The 21,809-nt window shown below is 56.9% G+C and carries 18 protein-coding genes; 9 read left to right on the plus strand and 9 right to left on the minus strand.

Annotated elements, in window-relative coordinates; genetic code table 11:
- Positions 1 to 295: helix-turn-helix domain-containing protein (locus tag QU481_RS21545; protein WP_289828410.1), on the minus strand; the 295-nt coding region annotated here is incomplete at its 3' end.
- A 216-nt stretch (positions 296 to 511) separates the two neighbouring features.
- Here QU481_RS21545 and QU481_RS21550 point away from each other — a divergent pair.
- Positions 512 to 1,090, plus strand: coding sequence for a hypothetical protein (locus QU481_RS21550; protein WP_289832055.1), 579 nt, complete (start codon positions 512 to 514; stop codon positions 1,088 to 1,090).
- 959 nt (positions 1,091 to 2,049) lie between these two features.
- Here the strand turns inward: QU481_RS21550 and QU481_RS21555 are convergent.
- A complete protein-coding gene (locus QU481_RS21555; protein ID WP_289832056.1) occupies positions 2,050 to 2,493 on the minus strand; it encodes a winged helix-turn-helix transcriptional regulator in 444 nt (147 codons plus the stop codon).
- Positions 2,494 to 2,597: 104 nt separating this feature from the next.
- On the opposite strand from QU481_RS21555, the gene QU481_RS21560 reads away from it, so the two are divergent.
- The 4 genes from QU481_RS21560 to QU481_RS21575 are packed head-to-tail and all read left to right on the plus strand — an operon-like array spanning position 2,598 to position 6,517.
- On the plus strand, positions 2,598 to 3,548 hold the full coding sequence (locus QU481_RS21560; protein ID WP_289832057.1) for an alpha/beta fold hydrolase: 951 nt from the start codon (positions 2,598 to 2,600) through the stop codon (positions 3,546 to 3,548).
- 11 nt (positions 3,549 to 3,559) lie between these two features.
- Complete coding sequence (locus tag QU481_RS21565) at positions 3,560 to 4,558, plus strand: NADP-dependent oxidoreductase (protein WP_289832058.1); 999 nt, start codon at positions 3,560 to 3,562, stop codon at positions 4,556 to 4,558.
- A gap of 52 nt (positions 4,559 to 4,610) precedes the next feature.
- Positions 4,611 to 5,399 carry an SDR family NAD(P)-dependent oxidoreductase gene (locus QU481_RS21570; RefSeq protein WP_289832059.1) on the plus strand — a complete coding sequence of 263 codons (789 nt, stop codon included), beginning with the start codon at positions 4,611 to 4,613 and terminating at the stop codon, positions 5,397 to 5,399.
- 50 nt (positions 5,400 to 5,449) lie between these two features.
- Positions 5,450 to 6,517 carry an alkene reductase gene (locus tag QU481_RS21575; protein WP_289832060.1) on the plus strand — a complete coding sequence of 356 codons (1,068 nt, stop codon included), beginning with the start codon at positions 5,450 to 5,452 and terminating at the stop codon, positions 6,515 to 6,517.
- A 265-nt stretch (positions 6,518 to 6,782) separates the two neighbouring features.
- Here the strand turns inward: QU481_RS21575 and QU481_RS21580 are convergent, their stop codons facing one another.
- Positions 6,783 to 7,709, minus strand: coding sequence for a DMT family transporter (locus QU481_RS21580; protein ID WP_289832061.1), 927 nt, complete (start codon positions 7,707 to 7,709; stop codon positions 6,783 to 6,785).
- A 109-nt stretch (positions 7,710 to 7,818) separates the two neighbouring features.
- On the opposite strand from QU481_RS21580, the gene QU481_RS21585 reads away from it, so the two are divergent.
- Entirely contained in the window at positions 7,819 to 8,721 is a 903-nt protein-coding gene (locus tag QU481_RS21585) for a LysR substrate-binding domain-containing protein (RefSeq protein WP_289832062.1), read from the plus strand.
- 135 nt (positions 8,722 to 8,856) lie between these two features.
- On the opposite strand, the gene siaD is transcribed toward QU481_RS21585, so the two are convergent.
- Genes siaD through siaA form a run of 4 tightly spaced genes read right to left on the minus strand, consistent with a single transcriptional unit; the run spans position 8,857 to position 12,638 of the window.
- On the minus strand, positions 8,857 to 9,645 hold the full coding sequence (gene siaD, locus QU481_RS21590; protein ID WP_289832063.1) for a biofilm regulation diguanylate cyclase SiaD: 789 nt from the start codon (positions 9,643 to 9,645) through the stop codon (positions 8,857 to 8,859).
- A gap of 12 nt (positions 9,646 to 9,657) precedes the next feature.
- Complete coding sequence (gene siaC, locus QU481_RS21595; protein ID WP_289832064.1) at positions 9,658 to 10,035, minus strand: biofilm regulation phosphoprotein SiaC; 378 nt, start codon at positions 10,033 to 10,035, stop codon at positions 9,658 to 9,660.
- 10 nt (positions 10,036 to 10,045) lie between these two features.
- A complete protein-coding gene (gene siaB / locus QU481_RS21600; RefSeq protein WP_289832065.1) occupies positions 10,046 to 10,588 on the minus strand; it encodes a biofilm regulation protein kinase SiaB in 543 nt (180 codons plus the stop codon).
- Positions 10,589 to 10,610: 22 nt separating this feature from the next.
- On the minus strand, positions 10,611 to 12,638 hold the full coding sequence (siaA, locus tag QU481_RS21605; RefSeq protein WP_289832066.1) for a biofilm regulation protein phosphatase SiaA: 2,028 nt from the start codon (positions 12,636 to 12,638) through the stop codon (positions 10,611 to 10,613).
- A 918-nt stretch (positions 12,639 to 13,556) separates the two neighbouring features.
- On the opposite strand from siaA, the gene QU481_RS21615 reads away from it, so the two are divergent.
- Positions 13,557 to 13,910 (plus strand): IS66 family transposase, encoded by a 354-nt coding sequence (locus QU481_RS21615; RefSeq protein WP_289832071.1) that lies wholly within the window; start codon positions 13,557 to 13,559, stop codon positions 13,908 to 13,910.
- A gap of 253 nt (positions 13,911 to 14,163) precedes the next feature.
- On the opposite strand, the gene QU481_RS21620 is transcribed toward QU481_RS21615, so the two are convergent.
- Entirely contained in the window at positions 14,164 to 15,558 is a 1,395-nt protein-coding gene (locus QU481_RS21620) for a RepB family plasmid replication initiator protein (protein WP_289832067.1), read from the minus strand.
- A gap of 2,645 nt (positions 15,559 to 18,203) precedes the next feature.
- Between QU481_RS21620 and QU481_RS21625 the strand changes: the two genes are divergently transcribed.
- Together QU481_RS21625 and QU481_RS21630 are read left to right on the plus strand one after the other, a co-directional pair.
- Positions 18,204 to 18,998, plus strand: coding sequence for a ParA family protein (locus QU481_RS21625; RefSeq protein WP_289832068.1), 795 nt, complete (start codon positions 18,204 to 18,206; stop codon positions 18,996 to 18,998).
- The gene (locus tag QU481_RS21630) at positions 18,985 to 19,986 is read left to right on the plus strand and encodes a ParB/RepB/Spo0J family partition protein (protein WP_289832069.1); all 1,002 of its coding nucleotides are present in this window, start codon (positions 18,985 to 18,987) and stop codon (positions 19,984 to 19,986) included. Before QU481_RS21625 ends, QU481_RS21630 begins: the two co-directional genes overlap by 14 nt.
- Positions 19,987 to 20,368: 382 nt before the next feature.
- Here QU481_RS21630 and QU481_RS21635 read toward each other — a convergent pair whose 3' ends face one another.
- Positions 20,369 to 21,739 carry an RNA-guided endonuclease InsQ/TnpB family protein gene (locus QU481_RS21635; RefSeq protein ID WP_289832070.1) on the minus strand — a complete coding sequence of 457 codons (1,371 nt, stop codon included), beginning with the start codon at positions 21,737 to 21,739 and terminating at the stop codon, positions 20,369 to 20,371.
- Between the last annotated feature and the right edge of the window lie 70 nt (positions 21,740 to 21,809).

The raw sequence follows: 21,809 nt of genomic DNA on the forward strand, positions 1-21,809 counted from the left end.
ACTCGAACTTGAACTGCTGCGGCGTATTGTCTTTCACCGCCTTGGCCAGCCAGCTCATCTCATCGGCCGTCACCTTCGGTGGACGCCCCGGGATCGGCTTGGCCAGCAGGGCGTTTTGGCCGCCATTGGCAAAGTCTGCTAACCAGCGAAACACCGTGCGCGGGTTGACACCGTAGGCGGCTGCTACGCTTTGCACCGATTGGCCCTCTCGAATCGCCTTGACGGCTTGCTGGCGCATGACCTGGAGGGTGTGGTGGTCAATCCCGCGGGCGTCAGAGTTTCGTTTGCATTTCATGAAGAAAATTATCACATGAAATGGCATTACTTTCTAAAAGGTTAGTAACTCACCGGCAGCGTTGGCCGAGGAGAAGCCACTTGAGCGGTGCCTGTCCCGTGGCTGTCGAGCTAGCCTCGCCATGAGGGTCGGGAGTGTCTACAGTTCGAGGGACTGTTCAGTATGATTTTGTGCTGAAATTTCTAGGCTCTACTACCCAACTTTCATTTCAGATCGATGAAACTCAAAACCCTCTTGATTGGTAGCGCCATCACAATGGTCATTGTGCCAATGGTGGCATGGTTTCTTGTCAAACCACTGCGAGTGATATTTCCGACGTTAATGCCTGGGGTCGAATGTCCGCGTGCCAACGTGTGTACCGATGACATTGCCAGGTTGGATGAGGCCCAAAAGTTGTATGAGGAGGGATACGCCAAGACGGTAACGGTCGTCGGGGCGTTTCAGGGCGCACCTCGCATGGTGTTTTGCACCACCCAAGCATGCTCGGATGCCTTCGGTCTGGGACAGCGTGCGGCGGAAGCGATCGGCAATCTTGGTTTGGTGATTGCCCCGCGGGGTTGGAAGCAATTCTACATTGCGCACGAACTGATCCATTATCGACAAGCAGAATCGCTCGGCAACCTTGCCGTGGCGACCAAACCCAAGTGGCTTATCGAAGGCATGGCTTACGCGCTGAGTGGCGATCCCAGGCGCCCGCTTGGCCCCCCCTTCGAGCAGTGGCGTTCACAGTTTGAAGCTTGGCATGCTCACATTGCTCCAAACGAACTATGGCGTGCGGCGAGCGAAGTGCGCTGACGATTAAAGCAATATGTTTCCCCCAGTTACCAGCGCGATGGCCAACAGTAGTGTAGTGTAATGGTCACTCTTGGCCGGCTTTGTGGTCAGTTCACTCCGGCTCGGTGACCAATCTTATGCAGCGCCTGCACACGATCGGCCAAAACCACGCGATGGTGTGTCTCGAGGATTTGCAGGTGCGGAATGTGTCCAAGTCAGCGACAGGAACAACCGGATGAACTTTCGGGCCAAGTCCGGCCTGCGGCTGCGTGAATGAGGGGAACTGCAGGACGCAAGCGGAGTACTGCTGTGTCGAGTGCGGCTTCGAGGAAAACGTCGATGTGGTCGGCGCGATCAACGTTCTCAGGGCGGGACACGCCCGTTGCGCCTGTGAAGTGAGCGGTGTGGTAATGCCGCCAGCAGCAGGCCCCCTCCGAGGCGACTCATTCCGGCTCAATGCTGGAATGAGCGCCGTAGGAATCCCCCGACTTTAGGTGGGGAGGATATCAAGGTTTCTGCTCTGTTGAAGTTTGCTCCCACTCGTCAACTTCTACAGGAACATCCAAGGTCACTTTGACGCGGCTCATGGAAACCAGGCTTTTGAAACGCTTTACATTGTTGTTCTTGAAGAAAAGCTGCCTTGTGCGTAATTGCATGTACTTGTACGCCCAATTGCATCACATCTGTGCAGTCAGTTGCAGTGGCTTACATGTCCCAGTCGTAAGCGGCTCACCTCTACCCTGATCAGAAGTTGGGCATTCATTAGTACAGCGCGATGGCCATCACCGAAGGTGATGGCGGACATTGAGGAAATGATTACAACTGGCAGAAGTTTGGCCTTTGTAGCCGTTGGATGCTCTCAGTAGCAGCGTCAGCAAAGTAGCTGCGGATTGCTGACCGTGGTGGAGCTTGTTGCACCAAGGGTTGTGGCCACCATCGACGAATACGTAGAGCAACCATCTGGTTTGTCAGATCACCTGTCAGCTTTCATCAGGCGTGACCATGCGAATGGGGCGAGTCCCGATCTTCGCCCCGGTGACCTCATCCACGGCGACAGCTTTAATTTCCGTGCCTGTTTCCGCGTCGAAGAAACGAATCAGCTTGCCACCGCCCCGGTATTGACGCCCCCACGCACCAATCATGAACAGCACCGGCAGAAAATCGCGACCGGCAGCGGTCAGCAGATACTCCTCTCGCGGCGGGTGCTCCGAGTAGCGCCGTTTCTCCAGCAATCCCTCCTCCGTCAGTGTCGCCAGCCGGCGGGTCAGCATCGTCGGTGCAATGCCCAGGCTTTTCCGGAATTGGTCAAAGCGCGAGAGGCCGGCATGGGCGTCCCGCAGGATCAATATGCTCCACGCGTCACCAGCGACAGCTAGGCTGCGCGCGATCGGGCATGGGTTATTGCAACTATTTTCGTTGTCCATACTAATTTGATAGTGACTTACTTTCAGATTGGTAGTATTGTCCGTATCAGTTTGATACTAACACTTCGACGACAAGCAATCCACCCGGCACGGTGATTTCATTGATGAGCACGAACAATACAGGTATCGCTCCGGCAAACGGAGCATCTTCAGGCATCGGCACAGCCGCGGCGGCGCGGCCGATGGCCAATGTGAAATGGAAAGATGTACCGACCCGCACAATTGACGTTGACGGGGTGGCTTTCGCCTACCGGGAGCTCGGCCCCGATTCTGGCGTGCCGGTGATCTTACTGCACCACCTGATGGCCGTACTCGACGACTGGGACCCGCGTGTTATCGACGGTATCGCCATGCAACGTCGGGTGATTGCCTTCGACAATCGCGGGGTCGGTGCCTCGGGAGGATCGGTACCACACACCATTGAGGAGATGGGCCGTGATGCCATTGCCTTCATCCGTGCACTGGGACTCGACAAGGTCGATCTGCTCGGGTTCTCGATGGGCGGTGGCGTGGCACAGACGGTGGCTCTGCAGGCACCTGACCTCGTACGGCGGATGATCCTCGCAGGAACGGGCCCACGGGGTGGCGGCGGCATCGACAAGGTCACCAAAGTCGCTGTCCTTGCCTACATCAAGGCGGCGTTGACCTGGAGCGACGCGAGGAACTTCCTGTTCTTCCCCCGCACCCCGGAAGGCAAGCGCGCCGCGAGAGATTACTTCGCCGCGCTGAAGACGCGGACCAAGAACTGCGACAAGGCGATCTCGCTTCAGGCTCGTCATGCCCAACTGAAGGCGATCCGTCACTGGGGCTTTAGCACACCTCACGATCTCACTGCCATCAAACAGCCTGTGTTCGTGGCAAACGGCGGCAACGACCTCATGGTCGACAGCAGCCTGTCAGCCGACATGGCTCGCCGTCTGCCGAATGCCCGACTCACGATCTACCCCGATTCCGGGCACGGAGGCATCTTCCATCACTTCCGGGCCTTTGTGCCTGCGGTGCGGGACTTCCTCTCTGACGGCTCTGATCAGACAAGAATGAAAAACCAAGGATGAAAAATCAAACCATGAAAGCACTCACCTTCAAGCGCTATGGCAAGTCGCCCGAGATCGGATTCGTCGACGTTCCCCGCCCCACGCTAAAGGCCGACGAACTGCTGGTACAGGTTCACGCTGCCGGCCTGAACCCGATCGACAACATGATTCCGACCGGGATGTTCAAACCGGTTCTGCAGTTCCAGCTTCCGGCCACACTGGGCAGCGATCTGGCCGGCGTGGTGACCGAGGTTGGCAGCAACGTGACCCGCTTCAAGCCAGGCGATGCCGTCTTCGCCAGCATCTTCGACCTTGGCACAGGGTCGATTGCCGAATTCGCGGTGGTACCGGAGCACGCTGCCGCGCTGAAACCGGTCAATCTGGACTTCGTGCAAGCTGCGTCGATCCCGATGGTCGGCCTCACCTCGTGGCAAGCGCTGAAGGAACGCGCCAATCTTCAGGCCGGCCAGAAGGTGTTCATTCCTGCCGGGGCCGGCGGGATCGGCACGTTTGCGATCCAGCTGGCAAAGCACCTTGGCGCCAAGGTGGGAACCACCACCAGCACGGGCAACGTTGAACTGGTGTGCGGTCTGGGTGCAGACGAGGTAGTCGACTACAAGAAACAGGAATTCGAGAACGTACTGCGCGGCTATGACGCAGTGCTTGGCACCGTCAGGGGTGACGCGATTGAAAAATCCATCTCCATCCTCAAACAGGGAAGCAAGATCGTCTCGCTCATCGGCCCGCTGGATGCTGCATTCGCTCATGCGAAACGGCTGAACTTCTTCCTGACCTTCGTATTCGGGCTGATGAGCCGCAAGATCATGCGTCTTGCGAAGAAGCGGAACGTCACTTACTCGTTTCTTTTCATGCACCCCGACGGCGCCCAACTCACCGAAATCGGCAAACTTCTAGAAGCTCAGCGCATCAAGCCAGTGATCGACAAGGTGTTTCCGTTCGAGGAAGCAAAGGGTGCGCTTGAGTACCTTGCCCAGGGACGATCCAAGGGCAAGGTCGTGGTCAAGATGTGACGGCCGCCGTGTTTACCCCCCCACCAGAACAACTGATGCAAAGGAAAAATCCATGACCACACTTCCGACTGTCTTCATCACCGGTGCCTCCAGCGGCATCGGCGCCACCTACGCCGAGCGCTTCGCCCGCCGTGGCCACGATCTCGTCCTTGTTGCGCGCGACAAGTCGCGCCTGGATGAGCTGGCAATACGCTTGCGTGAGGAAAGCAATGTGGCCGTTGAAGTGCTGCAAGCCGACCTGACAAGCTCCGCAGACCTGTCCGTGCTTGAAACTCGACTGCGCAATGACTCTCGTATCGGCGTCTTGATCAACAACGCGGGCATGGCTCAATCGGGGGGCTTCTTGGAGCAATCTGCCGAGGCCATCGAACGCCAGATCACGCTCAACACCACTGCGTTGACGCGGCTCGCTGCTGCGATCGCGCCGCGCCTCGCGCAGTCCGGCACTGGTGCGATCGTCAACATTGGCTCGGTGGTGGGTTTCGCGCCCGAGTTCGGCATGTCGATCTACGGAGCCACCAAAGCCTTCGTTCTGTTTTTGTCACAGGGTCTGAGCCTGGAGCTGTCACCCAATGGCGTTTACGTGCAAGCGGTGCTGCCGGCATCGACCCGCACCAAGATTTGGGAGCGTGCCGGCATTGACGTCAACACCCTCCCCGAGGTGATGGAAGTCGGTGAACTGGTCGATGCTGCACTGGTCGGTTTCGACCGTCGCGAGTTGGTCACGATCCCGCCGCTTCATGTTGCCGAGCGCTGGGATGCGCTGGATGGTGCGCGTCAAGGGCTGATGTCGGACATTCGACAAGCCCATGCGGCTGAACGATATCGGCCACAAGCCTGAGCACTTCATTCAGTCCGACTGAACGTGGATCCAACACCAAGGAAATTTCAATGAACAACATGTTATTCACCCCTACCCAGCTCGGCAGCCTGCCGCTGAAGAACCGCATCGTCATGGCGCCGCTGACGCGCAGCCGCGCGATCGGGAACCTGCCCAATGAACTGATGGCGCAGTACTACCGCCTACGGGCGGATGCCGGACTGATCATTACCGAAGGCACCTCGCCATCGCCCAACGGCCTAGGTTACCCACGCATCCCCGGACTGTTCAACGAAGAGCAGGTACAGGGCTGGCGACGGGTGACCGATGGCGTCCATCAGGCCGGCGGCAGGATTTTTGTTCAATTGATGCACACCGGGCGGGTCAGCCACCCCGCAAACATGCCGGCAGGTGCCAGCGTTTTGGCGCCCTCGGCGGTAGCCGTTCCCGGCGAGATGTGGACCGACACCGACGGAATGCAGCCGCATCCTGTACCACGCGAAATGAGCGAGGCGGACATTGCCCAGAGCATCGCCGAATATGCAGCGTCGGCCAAACTGGCCATAGAGGCAGGTTTCGATGGCGTCGAGCTGCATGCGGCCAACGGCTACCTGATCGACCAATTCCTCAATACGGCTTCCAATCAGCGCCATGATCGCTGGGGTGGCTCGGTCGAAAACCGCATCCGCTTTGCGGTCGAAGTCGCTAGGGCAACCGTCGCCGCTATTGGCGCCGAGCGCGTTGGCATGCGTATCTCGCCGTATGGCGTCTTCAACGCCCAGGTGCCGGATGCCGAGATGGATGCGCTGTACCTGCGTCTGATCGACGAGTTGAATACGCTCGGCCTGCTCTATATCCACATCGTGGATCACAGCGCCATGGGGGCGCCGGAAGTTAGCCCCGAATTGAAAGCCAATATCCGTGCCGCGTTCAACGGGCAATACATTCTCTCAGGTGGCTACGATGTCGCCCGAGCCAATGCTGATCTCGACGCGCAGCGTGGCGACCTGGTGGCTTTCGGTCGTCCGTTTATCTCTAATCCGGATCTGGTAGCCAAGCTGAAGTTGGGACAGGAACTGGTGGCACCTGATTTCTCTACCTTTTACACGCCTGGAGAAAAGGGCTACACCGATTATTGAAGTCTGACATAGGTCACATACCTGCCATTGAGGCGACGGGTGTGAAACTGGCAGCGTTAGAGTCGGAAGCGGACATCCGCCTCTCTTAGGAAGTTGACCGCTTTGGCCGAATTCTGAGTGTGCAGCCTCAGACGTAATACGGTCGGACTCGACATGCCTGCCGCCTCGATACACTCGAGCATAGGATAGCTATGATTTCTCGTAGTCAATTTTGACCTGAAAATTAGCAATGAGCCTCGTTAACGAGGCTCATTTAATTAAATGGTTAGCTATGCACCGCTCCGTGCCGGCGCACCGTCCAACACACTCCGCCGATCAGTAGAGTGGCGGCGATCAGTTCCAACGCGGTGGGCAGGCGCTGCAGATAGAGAAAGCCGTACAGCAGCGCAAACAGGGTCTCAAACACGATCAGCTGGCCCCCCAGCGTCAACGGCAGCCTGCGTGTGGCGGAGTTCCACATCCAGTTGCCGAACCACGACCCCAGTAAGGCCGCTCCGGCATTGAGCACCCAGAACAGCTGCCAGCGCTCAGCCGGCAGATGGGTGGTTCCAGCGAACGAGAAGGCTTCGGCCAGTCCCCATACCAGCGCGCTGAGCAGTCCAGTGGTAACGCCCCATAGGCTTGACCAGTCGCTACTGTTGAAACGGCTTTGCTTCAGATAGCGCGCGTTGTCGGTGGCGAATTGAGTCCAGCACAGCAGCGCAACGGCGGCGCACAGCACGCCGAGGGCGCGGTCGCCAAGCGAGGCAGCGCCGAGACCGGCAGTCAAGAAGGTTTCCAGGTTGATGCAACCGACGCCGGTCAGTACCAGCGCCAGCGGCCATACGAGCCGAGCTAGCGGCACGGCGCCGGCATCGCGCCTACCGGCCAGCGTGATGGTAACCGGTAGTACGCCAACAATCAGCGACGCCGTGGTTACGCCAGCCAGCTGGATGGCGGCGGACAGCAACGTGTAGAACACTAGATTGCCGGTCAGCGCCAACTTCACCAGCACAACCACATCACGCCGGGTCAGTTGCGGCAGTACTCGGTGAGCCTTCGGCAGTAGCACTACCAGCGACACTACGCCGTACAGTACGTAACGGGCACAGCTCAAGGCCAATGGACTGAACTCAGGTAGCAGCCGAGGCACCAGAAAAATTGACCCCCACGCTGCTCCTGCCATGCCTGCATAGAATATCCCGCGTTTCATCGCCAGCTTCCTTCAACCAAACAAAGTTCACATGGCAGAAAGCGTAAGCAATGCGACAATAGGTGACAAACGAATTACCGGCAGCCACTCATTCCCTACAGGAATATCTATGAGCCGTTACCTGAGGCACCTGCCACCGCTGGAGACGCTGATCGTGTTCGAGGCAGTGGTACGCTGCGGCAGCTTCACACGCGCCGCCACCGAGCTGTTCGTCACGCAGAGCGCCGTCAGCAAGCAGATTCGCACATTGGAGGACAGCCTGAAGGTAGCCCTGTTCGAGCGACGGCCGCGCGGCATCGAACTGACAGCTGCCGGGACCAAGCTGTACGCGGAGGTCAGTACACAACTGGAAGCGCTGCTGCGCACGGTCACCAACCTGCGCGCCGGCCGGAACGGCAACACTATAACCGTGGCCTGCACCCATGCGGTGGCGCAATACTGGCTGTTTCCGCGCTTGGTGGAGTTCAGCCGTAACCACCCAGGCATCACGGTGAACATCCATGCCGGCAACGACATCGGTGAAACCAGCGTGGCCGAGCACGATTTTGGCATCCTGTATGGCGGCGGTCAGTGGACGTCGCTTGCCGCCACCCCATTGTTCCCCGAAGTGGTCTACCCAGTATGCAGCCGCACACTGCTGGTGCCAGAGGTACACACGGTGGAAGAGTTGAGCCAGTTGCCGCTGATCCAGCTCGATGCCTCGGCCTGGAACTGCCTGGACTGGCGCGACTGGTTCCATCACTTCGAGTTCGACTACACTCCCCCAGCCGGCGCTACCACCTTCAACCAGGTGACGCTAGCGCTCAACGCGGTGTTGCAGGGCATGGGGATCGGGCTTGGCTGGGAGTTCATGGTCCATGAACTGGTGGACAAGGGCGAGCTGGCCCGGGTGGGGCCATTCGCGTTTACCACGGGGCAGGCAGACTACCTGGTGCACGCACGACACAAGAGCTTATCTGCAGCGGCAGAGTGTTTTCGTGACTGGCTGGTGCAGTCGGTGGCGCACCAATAGCGTCACCAGCAGGAAAACCAGAGCGTACAGGACGCCTCCGGTATGCCCAGCAATCAAGTCATTCCGCACTACTCAAGCTGGCTTGTTCCTTGATCCGCCGCATTTTATCGCCCACTTTTGTAGCGGCTCTAAGTATTAAACTACCACCGTACGCTTGCGCCCCTCGCGTTTGGCTTGATAAAGAGCGCCATCGACACGCTTCAGAATCTGGTCGAGTGCTTCATCGCCTTTGTGGCAAGCACTCAATCCGAACGAGACCGATAGTACGATCTGCTCTGGCAATTGATGACTGACCAACGCCCCTACGACTTCATGCAATCGCGCTAGAATAGCTTCTGCGGCACGGGTATCAGAGTGAGGAAAAATTAACAGGAACTCCTCCCCCCCCCAGCGCCCACACAGATCGTATCCACGGATATGTTCGCTCAGGCAATTGGCGATCGCCGCCAAGGCCTTGTCGCCGATGTCGTGGCCATAGGTGTCGTTGATGGCCTTGAAATGATCTAGGTCTGCCAGTGCCACGCAGAACTGACCGCCGCGTTCCGCTAATTGCTGCAGCTCGCGCTTCAAATGCGCTTGCATCTGGCGGCGGTTAGGCAGGCCGGTCAGTTCGTCATGGCTGGAGATCCAATACAGCCGCTCGTTCATGTCGCGTAGCATGTGCTGATAGCGATCGCTGATACGCATGACTTTGGCAATTTGTCGTAATTGGCGCTGATAGCGTGTTGTGGTGTCAATATGGCGATCGCGCTCCGCTTCCTGATAACGGTCGGATATATGAGCGATCCGTTCGATCTGCCGGGTTTGCTCACAGTAACGCTCGAACAACTCGGCCAGCCCTTCGCTAAGCGGATGTCCTGCATAGTCTGGATTTTCCAGCAGGGAAACAATCCTGTTTTCGAGAAGCTCCTGAACCTTCACCATACCCCTCCCCTGTCACTCTTGCGGGACGATGTCGAAACGCAGGGTATAGTCTTCTCGGAATTCCTCTGCCAGTTCGGCTACCCGCTCGTTATCGCGCTCGTACAACCATGTAACGCCAACTGGTTTGCCCTGTTTATGTGCATCTTCCAACAGGTCGAGCATGTCCATCATGGCGCGGATGCTACTGGTGTTCAGATACAGCAACTGCAACTGCATCAACAGAGGGCGGTTTTCCGTCTTGAGAAAGACTTCGATCCAGTCGATCACCGGCTGGTACAGCTCGAAGGCATTTTCGGGATAGGAGTCGCCCTTCATTTCTAGGCGGCCGGAGGCCCAGTTCGCCTGGATGGATGGGATGGAGTCGGTGCCAGCTACGTTCAAATCCTGCATGCAAACCTCGTCAAATCACTACGCGTAGACTGAAAAAAGAAAATCCGTCATTCAGTGGGGTCAGGCTGCAGCTGAGCGGTTCGCTTGAGCGGCGAGCCAGGTCGATCAGTCCTAGCCCTGCACCAGTTTTGGCTTCCGGGTCGCGAGGCTGGCGTAATTGCGCCTTGAACGCCGCTTTGAGCTCGGCTTTGTCGAGCCCGGCCAGACTCTCGATGCGATCCACCAATGCTGCGCCATCGGCCGCTTTGACCACGTTGCCGGCATCGACGACGTAGCGGCCTTCGCCATTGCGAGAAACGGTCAGCGTGGCTTGCGCGTCCACGCCGGTCAGACCCGCTTGCGCAGTGTAGTGGCGGATGTTTTGGGTCAGCTCGATGTAAGCTGTAAACACATCGGTAACTGAAGACTGCGACTCGCTCAAGCCTTCCATGTGCTTGCGCAGCGCTTGCCCGATTTCCTCAATCAGGGTGGCTGAAAAGGGTCCGTTAAAGCAGAGCATGATGCCCTGCCGGATAAATGCATCTCTGAGCGTTTGAACGTCGACCCGCTCCATAGGCGTACTCCTGTCAGAAGTGTTAGGACGTGCTTTCCACTGCATGCTTAAAGGCATTGGCGCTTCTGCGGCTGCCAAAACGAAAACTCAGCACGGTGATGTCGTCGCGTTGAGCTCTCGTGCCCTGGTAATCGGCCAGTCTTTGTAAAAATGCTTCTCGTTGCTCCTGCATCGGCAGGCGCGCATGGTTGTTTAACAGCTCGGAAAAGCGCTGGCGACCAAAGCCGAATCCTTTCTCGCCACCAGCCTGGTCGAGGAAGCCATCAGTGGTCAGATAATAGGTTGCCGCCGGATCGAGCGTAAGGCTTTGATTGCTGAACTTACCGGGCTTGCGGTCGGCAATGCCACAGCGTTCGCCGGCAAGTTCTTCGCACTGTTGACCGTCACTCCAGTACAACGACAGACGCGAACCAGCGAAGGTCAGTTTGCCGCTAACAAAATCGATAGCACAAAGACCAGCATCCATACTGGTGGCAATGTGCTTGGTGGAAGTATCCTGGTGCAGCATGGCGCGTACCAGCTTGTCCATACGTTCAAGCAAGGAGGCCGGATCGCTTGGCCCCAGTTCACTCACCGCCACGTTGAAGGCTGTCTGCGCGATCATGGTCATGAAAGCACCCGGCACGCCATGGCCGGCACAGTCGACCACCCCCAGCAGGCAGGTCCCTTCGCTGGCGCGGAACACGTAGAAATCACCACCGACCACATCACGCGGCTTCCACAGAAGGAAGTGGTCGTCACCCAATTCATTGGTCAGTTGTTCGTGCGGCAGGATCGATCCCTGGATCAGGCTGGCATAACGGATACTGTCTTGAATCGCACGATGTGCTGCGACCAACTGTTGGTGAGCCGAGGCTAGCTCGTGGGTACGCTCTTCGATGCGCTGTTCAAGCTGTTCAGTATGGCTGTGGATTTCCCCGGCCATGTGGCTGAAGGCGCGTGTGAGATCACCCAATTCGTCATTGCGGCCCGAGCTCAGCTGAATGCGATAATCTCCGCTGGAGATCTGCGCCACAGAACGGTGCAGGCGTGACAGCGGCGTGAGGATCAGCCGGTCAATGCCCACTGTCACCACCAGCCCAAGGATGGCCAAGAAGGCCAGGCCGACTGTCAGCATGGTGGCGATCAGGTGCTGATCCAGCACCGATACGGCATTAGGGTCGATTGCGCTAATCACATACCAGTTGAGCTCGGGAATATATGAGACCCCGAGCTGGCGTGGCTTACCCTGTAGCGACACTTCAAGCTGGCGTCCTTCTTCCGGTGCGTGTTTAAGTGCCGACATCGCCGCCATCAAGGCTTTACTATCTTGTGCCGTGAGCAAGCGGTATAGCGTTTTGGTCGAGCCGGCCTTGGCTACTGCGGCATATTCGATCAAACGAGTATCTGGGTGGGCCTGGATCACACCATCGCCGTTGATGATGATGTTGGTGATGCCTGCGTCCGCGGAGTGGATGAAATCGGTCAAGAAACGCGAGAGATCAATTGCCGCACCCGCCAGGCCAAGTATCTGACTACCCTCGCGGATCATGACGTTAAACCAAACCTTGGTCACTTTGAGCTTGTCGTCGACATTGACGTCCAGCGCGTAGTCTTGGCCTGCTTTCCGGGTCGCGAAATACCAGCCATCCTTGGGGATAGCCGGGTTGAGGGTGTAGCGTGGAATGGAAATGGTAGTGGAGCTATTTTTTCCGTCACTGAAATAATAATGATGCGAGCGATCGACGACGATGAAGTAGACGTGGTCGCTCATGCTACTACGGAAGCCTTCCGCTTCGCGGAAGAATGCCTGGCGTTTGGCTGGATTGTTCTCATCCTTCAGCCAGTCGTAAGTAACACCCAGGTTGGCCATGCGCTGTGAAATGGCTAACTCGCGCGTCAGTAGCGTCACTAGCTTTTGCTTTTGCAGCAGCGAATGTGTGCGCACGAATTCTGCGGCGTCGTGATCCCGAATCCTATCCAGCACCAAGCCGCCACCTAGCAGCATCACCACCAATATCAGGATAAACAGCAGGGTGAGCGACAGCGCGGATTTCCATCTTAAGCTCAAGAGACCGCTCCAGTTTTGTATTCGAGCCCAGGGCAAGAGTGCAAACAGCCACTAAGTACAGAGTTCAGAGGATATTATCACTGTGGAGGCGGGACTGAGTGTGAGAGTGCCCCAATTTTGTTTGATCCGAATCATAACGTGTGGCGGATGGTTCACCATTTCACTCCAAAGGCATATCGTCGTTTTGCGTTATGTTCGCTTAATTAGCGAATGGACCTGGTCCTACTGCAGACCGGCATACTGTTTCTTCCAGTGGTAAAAGGTCTACATCTGAGATGCCGACCTTCCGGATCAGGTCTGCCACTTCTTGCTTTAAAATTGCCACAAGCTGATCGATCGAGAAGTGCTTCCGCTTCATGACCAACCTCCAGTTGGTAGCCAGAAAAGTTTGCCGAAAAACTGACGTTACACTGTAGTTTATAATTACCGCAGCAGATTCTTATATGCCATTGGTATCGGCGACCTCATATATCTATTTCCAAAGATTCTTCCATTTTCCAAATATTCTGTCCTCCTTTGCAAAGATGAGTAATTTGTTATTTTTCCGAATCTCGTAAGGGCACGTTGGTTTAAATGCCGCTAACAATAATTGGCAGACAAGTGGCGCCAAGCCTTGTCAGGCGGGCATGATAATTCCCGCACAAGCCGGCGCCTCCTCCCATAGCCCGGATCACATCCAGGGAGAATCACCGGACGCGCTGAAAACTTATATAAGAGCAGGAACTGTCGGTCGGGAGGAGCTAACAACTGTTGCTTGAAATTTGCTCATACTTGCTCATAAATGCCTTGGAACAGATCGCGGCCTTGTATGAGATCGAAGCGGCCATCTGAGGTAGCCCACCGGCAGAATGATGGGCAGTCCGCCAAGCTCGCAACCGACCCCGGTTGCTGGAATTCCATAGCTAGCTGAACCATCAGCTGGGCAAGCTCTCGCGCAAATCCGAGACGACGGCGGCGATTCAGTACGCGCTGAATCGCTGGGAAGCGTTGATATGGTACGCGGAAGATGGGCGGATCGAGATCGACAACAATGCGGCCGAGCGCGCCTTGCGTGGGGTAACCCTGGGGCGGATGAACTTCATTGTTAATGAGCCCGGATGCGGGGGAGAGCGAGCCGCCTCGATCTACTGCCTGATCGGCAACACCAAGCTGAGAAGTCTCGACCTGGAAGCGTATCTGCGCCATGTGCTGGGTGTCATTGCCGATTGGCCGGTGAACCAGGTGGCCGATCTGCTGCCATCGAACCTCAAGCTGGACGCTCACGCTAGCTAGCCAGGGCCTTTGCGGCCACTCCTCCATCATCACAGTTCATTCGGCCAGGAAGACGGTACTAACCGGGCCGTTACCCACGAAGGCCATCTGAACCCAGGCTTTTGTTCTGCTGTCGTTCGCACCCGGTGAGGTGGGGCAGTTCGACTGGAGCTACGAGCACGTGGTGCTCGGTGGCGTCACCCAGACCATTAAGCTGGCCCATTTCCGCCGGACCTATATGTTTCTCGTCGCCTACTAGCGTCTGATTCGGCACTCACGCTGTCGCTACCAGTTGCTTTGCCTTAGGCTTGTACTTCAGGTACGCAAAATGGCAGAAGCCTTGCTTGAGGTCAGGATTCAACATAACGTCGGCTTCCGTAAGCGGTGCCTTGTCCAGCTTCAACTTGCGAATCAGCAGGCGGCCTGCTGTTGAAACGAAATACGCATCCAGCAATTCCTTCCGATTTGTCGCGTCCATGGCACAGAGGATCGCCTCGCCCAGGTGGACCTCTTCTTCTTGCTTGGCTTTGGCGGCGTTTTCCTGAGCAGCCTGATCGGCGGCACGCGCTTTGTGTTTAGCTTCCTGGGCTTCAACCTTGGCTTGTTCTTCGGCTTCGATCTTGCTCTGCACCGCCATCATGGTGCGTTCCGCGTCCGAAATACTCAGATTTTCTCGCAAGGCTTTCATCAGGAAACCTGACGGGCTGCGAGAAACTTTCCCTTGAGTGATCTTGACCCTGGTGAATTCAACAGCGCGTTCAATCCACTCATCCGTCCAAGTATTGCGGTTTGCCGAGATTTCGTTGAATTGTTTCTCCGTCAGACCGAACTCGTTCTTCAGGGTGAAATAGATTTCCTGAGCACCAAGGAGCTGCTGCATAGCAGGCAGGGCGCCCTCTTTCCGGACGGCCTTAAACCGTATGCGGTCAATGGACCGAGATGTCTTTCGAGTTTCGTACGACAGCTCAATGTCAGACAGTTCGTTGATCTGGCGCATGGCCGGCTCGAGGTAGTCGCGCTTGAAGTACTTGAACGCCGCGGAACTCGCCGAGGCTTTGCCTGGCCAGCTTCGAACAACCTCCAGCGGTATCCAGTCGGTGCCCCCTTTGGAGATAAACGGAAGCACGTGATCATAGATCGCGCGGGCATAATTCAGCGTAAACGCGGTGGATATGCGGAGGCTAAGCCAGTGCGAGTTGGCAGGATCTTTTATGTGCCGAACCAGGATGGCGGGCACCTCGAACGCGATGCGACCATTGGAAAGCCCGACTGGACCCAAAAGCTGCACGGAAACCCACACGTCCTTTTCGCTAGGCTCTTCGCCAGGTGGGGTGTCCGTAACCTGAACCAACGCCTTCTGTGCTTCAGAGATGACTGCCCGGAGGTGCTTGTAGTTGTAGCTGTCATACCGCATGAGCCAGCGGAAATAGCTTAGCTCAACGTCGTAGAGCCGCGGGCTTTGTTGTTCTTGGGCAACAATGAAGTAGGCGGCGTCCACCAACCGGCGTGCTGCTACGCCAAGATCAGCGATGTCGACGAAAACATTGTTGCGCTGAAAGCCAATTTCGACAGCGGCCTCGTGGATACCGAAGCCTTCTGCAAGCATGTCCTCAAACAAGGCAAGCGACATCTGGGACGATGTAGCTGTTTGAGGCGTTTGGTCAGCCATTCGAGGCTCCTTGGCTCCTTGGTTCGTTGGCTGGACTCTAGCCAGTCTGGAGGTGAGCTGTCAAAACATTTTCTCTCACCTTCACGAGCTCAGCGCAACGGCCCGTGTTATTACCTGGTCGCAGGTTTTCACGCGTGCTGTCTCAGATATCACTGTCACTCCAAAGCTTGTTAGCTGTTTTTAAAAACTTAAAACAACAAACCAACTAACAGGGAAACCATGAATCACTGATAATCAATGAGTTAGAGGCGTTGAGGTGAGGCAATTTGGGGAAGAAGTGAGAAGTTTTGTGGCTAAAGGTGAAACATTTCCCACTTAGAGGTGAGCCATTTTGTGGCGACGTCCTCTTGATGGGCCTAAAGGTGATAGAAATTGTTGAACCGGCATCGGCTAGCCTGAAACCTAAGCCTGGCGCGGGTTTCGGTGAGGTCCTGAAACCAAGGGTGAGCGTTTTTGTGGCAAAAGGTGAAGCATTTTGTTGGCGCATGCACCAATGTGGCATAAACCCCTGTCACACCTAGGTTACAGCCCTGCTGGCCGAAGCTAAGGTGAGCTATTTTGTGGAGAACAACCAGGCGATGGCCACGGTGTTTTGGCACGCGAAGCTCACTCACGGCCAGAGCAGCGCCGAGATCGGACTGACAATGGACATAAGGTCGCTAAAGGTGAGTGATTTTGTGGGCTGTCAGGGGGGTGATCAATGATGCTAACTGCCTAAGGTGAGAGATTTTGTGGGGAATACCGCCTTGGAGGCCCCTGTCCCGGCGGTAAGCAGCTAGAGGTGAGGGATTTTGTTGAATTAGTCCCCTTCTGCTCCAGGTCCCACGCTAAAGGTGAGAGATTTTGTACTTACCCTCCTCGGCTGGCGGTTACGCAGGCTAAGCCGGCGACTTAAGGTGATAGCTTTTGTGGAGATCCCAGCCCGATCGGAATCGGCTAGCGTGGGAAATAGCCGATTAGGTGAGCTTTTTTGTGGAACGCATACCTTTTCTGTACGGTAGCCCCGCTAAAGGTGAGTGATTTTGTGGAATTCGAGCGTGGCCATCCGCCAGGCCCGTATATCCACGGCCTAAGGTGAGAACTTTTGTGGAACACATAGGCTGGTGGAACTGCCTTTTCCTCCCCTATGGCGTATTCAGGTGAGCACTTTTGTTGAGACTTGGCGCCCTTTTAGCCCAGCTACTTTGCTAAGGGTGATGGATTTTGTGGGCACCAGAGGTGACCACCGGGTCGCTAGGTGATGTCATCGGGTTAAGGTGAGAGGTTTTGTAGAGCACACCCCTGAGCGGCTTCTGATCCTCCGCGGTTAGCCCTATTAGGTGAGCTTTTTTGTTGAACTAGACTCGCTTTCCACGGCACCACCTCGCTAAAGGTGAGGACTTTTGTGGAGATCATCGGCAAACCTCATCGATCCAAGCTATGCAAGGGGCTTAAGGTGAGAGTTTTTGTAGAGAATGGGAAGCCAAGGGAGCGCACTAACTACTCCTTACGGGCAAAGGTGAGCGTTTTTGTGGAGTCAGCTCCCTGGTAGGCGCCGCTTCACCACCTAAAGGTGAGAGAAATTGTTGAAGTTAACAGAGCTTCTTCTCAAACAGCATGCTCTACCGCGGAAGGTGAGAACAATTGTTGAGTCTGGCCGCCAAATTAGCACTTCAATCGGGTCATTCAGTAAAACGGCAGTGGATTTAAGTAGGAGATTGACTTGTGTTGAGGTGACTGCGTATGTCATCAGGCTAAGGTGAGAGTTTTTGTAGAAAGTCACCTGGACGACGCTCCAGCTAAAGGTGAGAGATCTTGTAGCGTTTATCTACGCCGCTTTGCAGACCGCCAATTGACGCTTTCCCCGGACTGCCAATGGCGTCTTGCAGCTAGGCGGGCACGCTCGGCCGCGAGAAGGTTGGGAAGCAACTGCCCGTTGGCTTCAGCGAATCGCTTGCCTGCAGCAGCAAATTGAACTCCCGCTTGGTAACCGGACATCTGAAAGCGCGATGGGCCTTCGTGCGCGCCGGCAAAGGTGAGAGGTTTTGTAGAGGTGTCTGACCACGGGTGGCAGTTTCTTAAGGTGAGGTGATTTGTTGAACAGGCTCGTCCCGTGCCGGACTAGCGGCCAACATGGTGAGCGTTTTCTGCGCTTGGTCTAGCAGGGTTTGCTAAGGGTGATCCCTTTTGTGGGCCCTCATCAGGGTTGAGCCGGCCCGCCGACCAGGCCAAGGCTTCAGTCCATTTTCGTCCACGACGACATCGAGCCCAAAATTTGAGGCTTCGAGCTTGATATTTCGCTTATGCAAACACGGGCATCGCCAGCAAGGCCCCTAGAATGCGTTCTACGCGCCTTGAGAGAGTATTGATATTCAGGGTACACCTAGGTCGCGATCGTTCCGTAGCGGCCGATTATGGCGTGGAAATTTATGCCGTGAGATTCGCGACCGAGGGGGTGATTTGCAATGGACGGTTAGCTAGTTGCCAACAATTTTGCCTCGGCTGGTCGGGATCCCAGCATCGGTGCCTCAGTAGTTAAGGAGGGGGGTGGAAAATTTTCCCATGCAAAACAAGCAAATAGTGTAATGCATTGGAAAATTCTCTTGCAATAAACAGGGGGTAGTTGCCAAAATTCAGCCTGCTATTTACCAAAAGTGAGGACTGCAATGGCAAAAACCATCGCTTCTGCCACTCAAAAGGGTGGTGTTGGCAAAACGACGAGCACGGTGAATCTTGCCGATGCTTTTGTTCGCCGCGGGCGCAAAGTGTTGCTCATCGATCTGGACCCGCAGAGCAACGCCACCTCGGTCCTGAGTGAGGTCAACCCGAACTCGTTGCGCCATACCACCACCGAGCTGATTCTTGACCCGGACCCGGCTGTTGCTACCGCCTGCATCCGACCTTCGCGCATTGAGGGCCTTGACCTTGTGGCTTCATCCATTCGACTTGCCCGCGCAGCTGAGACGGAGCTTATCCGCCGCAATACGACGACCCTCAGCAAACGCATTTCCTTGCTGAAGGATGTGTACGACATCATCCTTCTTGATTGCCCGCCCAACCTTGGCCGGCTCACCGGGAATGCCCTCTGCGCAGCGGACTACTACCTAGTACCGCTCAAGGGCGGTGACATCTACTCTTTGGACGGCTTTGACGATCTCGAGATGACTGTACGCGAGGCACGTGATGACAATCCAAAACTGACTCGCCTCGGGGTGTTCTTCAATGCCTTCGATGGCCGTAAGAACGTAGCTAAGCTGCTGGCAAAGACGGCTAATGAGCGCTTTGGCGTCGAGATGTTCAAGACCTGCGTCCCTGATGCTGTTGCGTTCCAGGAGGCAGCGGTAATGTCCAAGACGGTGCTGGAAACGCAGAGAGATGGAACTGCGGCCAAGGCCATTGTGGAACTGGCTGATGAAATCTTGGCCCGACTGGGCATGGGGGCGCAGCATGGCCAAGCGTGATATGGAGGCCGCCCTGGCAAATCGCGGTGTCTTGCGGGCTGGTCGTGAAGATGAGGCGGCGGGTACGGTGCGGGCGCTGTTCACCCCGAACGAAAGTATTGCCCGCATTCCAACCGCCGGCCTAGAACAGAACCCATACAATAGCCGGACCGTGTATACCCCTGAGCAAGTCTCGGCACGCGCATTGTCGCTGCTGAACTCAGGCCAGGCCCAAGCCATCCTGGTGGCGGAGATGCCGGATGGCCAGCGTTATGTCGTGGATGGTTGGACGCGTACCCTTGCATCGCGCCAGTTGGAAGACGACAAGACCCTCCAGGAGGACAGGCGAGCGTATTTCGCCCAGATCGATGCCCAGGTCAGAACAGACCTCACTATGCGGGATCTGGCAGTGCTCTCCTATATCGCCAACGAGGAGCACAATGGCCTGACTGATATCGACCGCGGTATCGCGTTCCACAAGTCACTGCAGGATGGGCTGTTTGCCACCCAACAGGAACTTGCGACCGCGTATGGCATCGACCAGAGTGTCGTTGCCAAGCTGCAGGGGCTCGCGACCGCCCCAGATTCGGTGCGGATGGTGATCATGGCGCATCCGGAAAAGCTGTCGTACACCCTAGCTTCCGAAGTCATCATGTCTGAGCTCCAGTTGGAGATACAGTGCAAATTGTTGGCTGAGGCTGCCACGCAGAACAAGTCAAGGTCCTGGTTACGTGCACAAGTCGCCTTGGCGAGTTCCGGGAACGCAGGACCCAAGATCTTCCTGCGCCAAATGCGAGACGCCACACTGAAATGGAGCTCATCCTCCCGCGCAAAGAGTCTCGAGCTGGTACTGAAGTCAAAATCAGACCAGCTTTCTGCAGTGACTTTGCTAGAGAGTGTGTTCCAGCTCGAACGAGAGGAACGCGAGCTACTTATGGAGCTGCTGCAAGACCCGATCTGGCTGCGCACGCAGCTGTCCCAAGAGGCGTTAGACAGCAAAGAGGCTTAAACGATTGACGTCCTCCCCCGCCCTAAAGGGCGGGGATTCCTGCTGCCAGGCGTGCACGTCCGCACGCGAGGGTGTTTCTGGCAGCACTGATGTCGCAGTCGTGTTCCACTCCACACTCGCGGCAAGTCCATCCTCTTAATTCCAAGACCTGCGACACCTTTCGGCCCCGTGCGGCTTCTGCAGCACGAGCAATTCTGGGTGGAAAACGCTTCGTTGATCACCTCGAATCACACGCCTACGTCATCTCACTTGCACTGCAGCATAGTTCAGAACGCGCTCCAGCCCGCGTCGGGTGCAAACTTGGCCATCCGTGTCTTTGCCAGGCCGGCAGCATTCACGTTGCCGACGAAGATCGCCCCTTACTCGTTGACGAGGCGGGTACTCAGCTTATGCAGCGCATCCTTGCGCCGTGCCGCGATGGATTGATGCTTCTAGTACGGCGCTCGTCCTCACGGACTCGTGCCGCGCCTAGAGGCGCACAGATACGTTTTGACATCCTCCCCCGCCTAAAGTCGGGGGGGGGGCCAACGGCGCTCAACCCGGCATCGAGCCGGATTGGGGCGTTTCGGTGGGTTCCTGCTGCTGTCGGCATTACCGCACCGTTCACTTCACAGGCTAACCGGGCGTGTCCCGCCCTTAATACGTTGAGCGCGCCGACCCGGTCGGCGTTGTCCTCGACACCGCATTGGACGCAGACGAACCGAGCTTGCGTCCGCCGGTTGTCCGCCGATACGTGGCCGCAACACGGGCAGGTCTGACTGGTGTTCTGCGCCGGAACGGCGATCAGATGCCCGCCGTGCCACGCCAGCTGGTAGTCCAGTTGGCGGCGGAACTCGAACCCGCCCTGATCGAGGATGGCCTTGTTCAGGCCGGACTTGGCCCGAACATGCTTGCCCGGTTGCTCGGTGGTGCCTGCTGCCGACTTGGACATGTTCCGCACCGGCAAGTCCTCGATACACACGAGCGCGTGGTTTTGGCTGATCGTGGTCGTGGCTTTGTGCAGGTAGTCGTGGCGGGCGTTGCCGATGCGGGCATGGAGACGCTGGACGCGGGCTTTCGCCTTCTGCCAGTTGCGACTGAACTTGGTCTTGCGGCTCATGGCTTGCTGCGCCTTACGCAGCGCGCTTTCGTACCGCTTGAAGCTGTTGAGCGGTGCGTAGAACGTGCCGTCCGACAGCGTGGCGAAGCGGGCAATGCCCAAGTCGATGCCGACCGCGCCGCCATTGGGGACGGGCTGCTCAACCTCGCGTTCAGTCTGGATGCTGACGAACCACTTGCCACCGTTGGCCGACACCGTGACCTGCTTCACCTCGCCCAGCACATCGCGGCTGTGGCGGTAGCGCAGCCAGCCGAGCTTGGGCAGGAAGAGGCGGCGGTTGCGCTGATCGAGCTTGATCTGTTTGGGATCGGGATAGCGGAAGCTAGCGGACTGGCCCTTCTTCTTGAAGCGCGGGAAGGCCGCCCGCTTGGCGAAGAAGTTGGCGTAGGCCCGCTCCAGGTCCTTGAGCGTCTGTTGCAGCGGGTGCGTCGGCGCCTCGGCCAGCCACGGTGTGTCTGGCCCGTTGCGCCACGCGGTGAGCCGCTGGCACAGTCCGGCATAGCCGAGCTTCTGCTCGCCACGCGCATAGCGTTCCTTCTGCAACGCCAGCGCCTTGTTGAACACGAACCGGCACGATCCGGCGAAACGGCGCATCAGACGCTGCTGGTCGCCGGTCGGCATCAGTTCGTATTGGAAGGCTTGGCGGCGTTGCATGCAGATAGAATAGTTTGGTCGATGAGTAACGACAACGCTATGCGGCACGGAAGACACGGCGTCTTTCTGC

Source organism: Crenobacter oryzisoli, from assembly GCF_030385785.1.
Taxonomy (GTDB): Bacteria; Pseudomonadota; Gammaproteobacteria; order Burkholderiales; family Chromobacteriaceae; genus Crenobacter_A; species Crenobacter_A oryzisoli.

Excerpts from the sequence above, each read along its gene's own strand:
- QU481_RS21550 (WP_289832055.1), top strand. The coding sequence starts at position 512 with ATGAAACTCAAAACCCTCTTGATTGGTAGCGCCATCACAATGGTCATT.
- QU481_RS21555 (WP_289832056.1), bottom strand. The coding sequence starts at position 2,493 with ATGGACAACGAAAATAGTTGCAATAACCCATGCCCGATCGCGCGCAGC.
- QU481_RS21560 (WP_289832057.1), top strand. The coding sequence starts at position 2,598 with ATGAGCACGAACAATACAGGTATCGCTCCGGCAAACGGAGCATCTTCA.
- QU481_RS21565 (WP_289832058.1), top strand. The coding sequence starts at position 3,560 with ATGAAAGCACTCACCTTCAAGCGCTATGGCAAGTCGCCCGAGATCGGA.
- QU481_RS21570 (WP_289832059.1), top strand. The coding sequence starts at position 4,611 with ATGACCACACTTCCGACTGTCTTCATCACCGGTGCCTCCAGCGGCATC.
- QU481_RS21575 (WP_289832060.1), top strand. The coding sequence starts at position 5,450 with ATGAACAACATGTTATTCACCCCTACCCAGCTCGGCAGCCTGCCGCTG.
- QU481_RS21580 (WP_289832061.1), bottom strand. The coding sequence starts at position 7,709 with ATGAAACGCGGGATATTCTATGCAGGCATGGCAGGAGCAGCGTGGGGG.
- QU481_RS21585 (WP_289832062.1), top strand. The coding sequence starts at position 7,819 with ATGAGCCGTTACCTGAGGCACCTGCCACCGCTGGAGACGCTGATCGTG.
- siaD (WP_289832063.1), bottom strand. The coding sequence starts at position 9,645 with ATGGTGAAGGTTCAGGAGCTTCTCGAAAACAGGATTGTTTCCCTGCTG.
- siaC (WP_289832064.1), bottom strand. The coding sequence starts at position 10,035 with ATGCAGGATTTGAACGTAGCTGGCACCGACTCCATCCCATCCATCCAG.
- siaB (WP_289832065.1), bottom strand. The coding sequence starts at position 10,588 with ATGGAGCGGGTCGACGTTCAAACGCTCAGAGATGCATTTATCCGGCAG.
- QU481_RS21620 (WP_289832067.1), bottom strand. The coding sequence starts at position 15,558 with ATGGCTGACCAAACGCCTCAAACAGCTACATCGTCCCAGATGTCGCTT.
- QU481_RS21625 (WP_289832068.1), top strand. The coding sequence starts at position 18,204 with ATGGCAAAAACCATCGCTTCTGCCACTCAAAAGGGTGGTGTTGGCAAA.
- QU481_RS21630 (WP_289832069.1), top strand. The coding sequence starts at position 18,985 with ATGGCCAAGCGTGATATGGAGGCCGCCCTGGCAAATCGCGGTGTCTTG.
- QU481_RS21635 (WP_289832070.1), bottom strand. The coding sequence starts at position 21,739 with ATGCAACGCCGCCAAGCCTTCCAATACGAACTGATGCCGACCGGCGAC.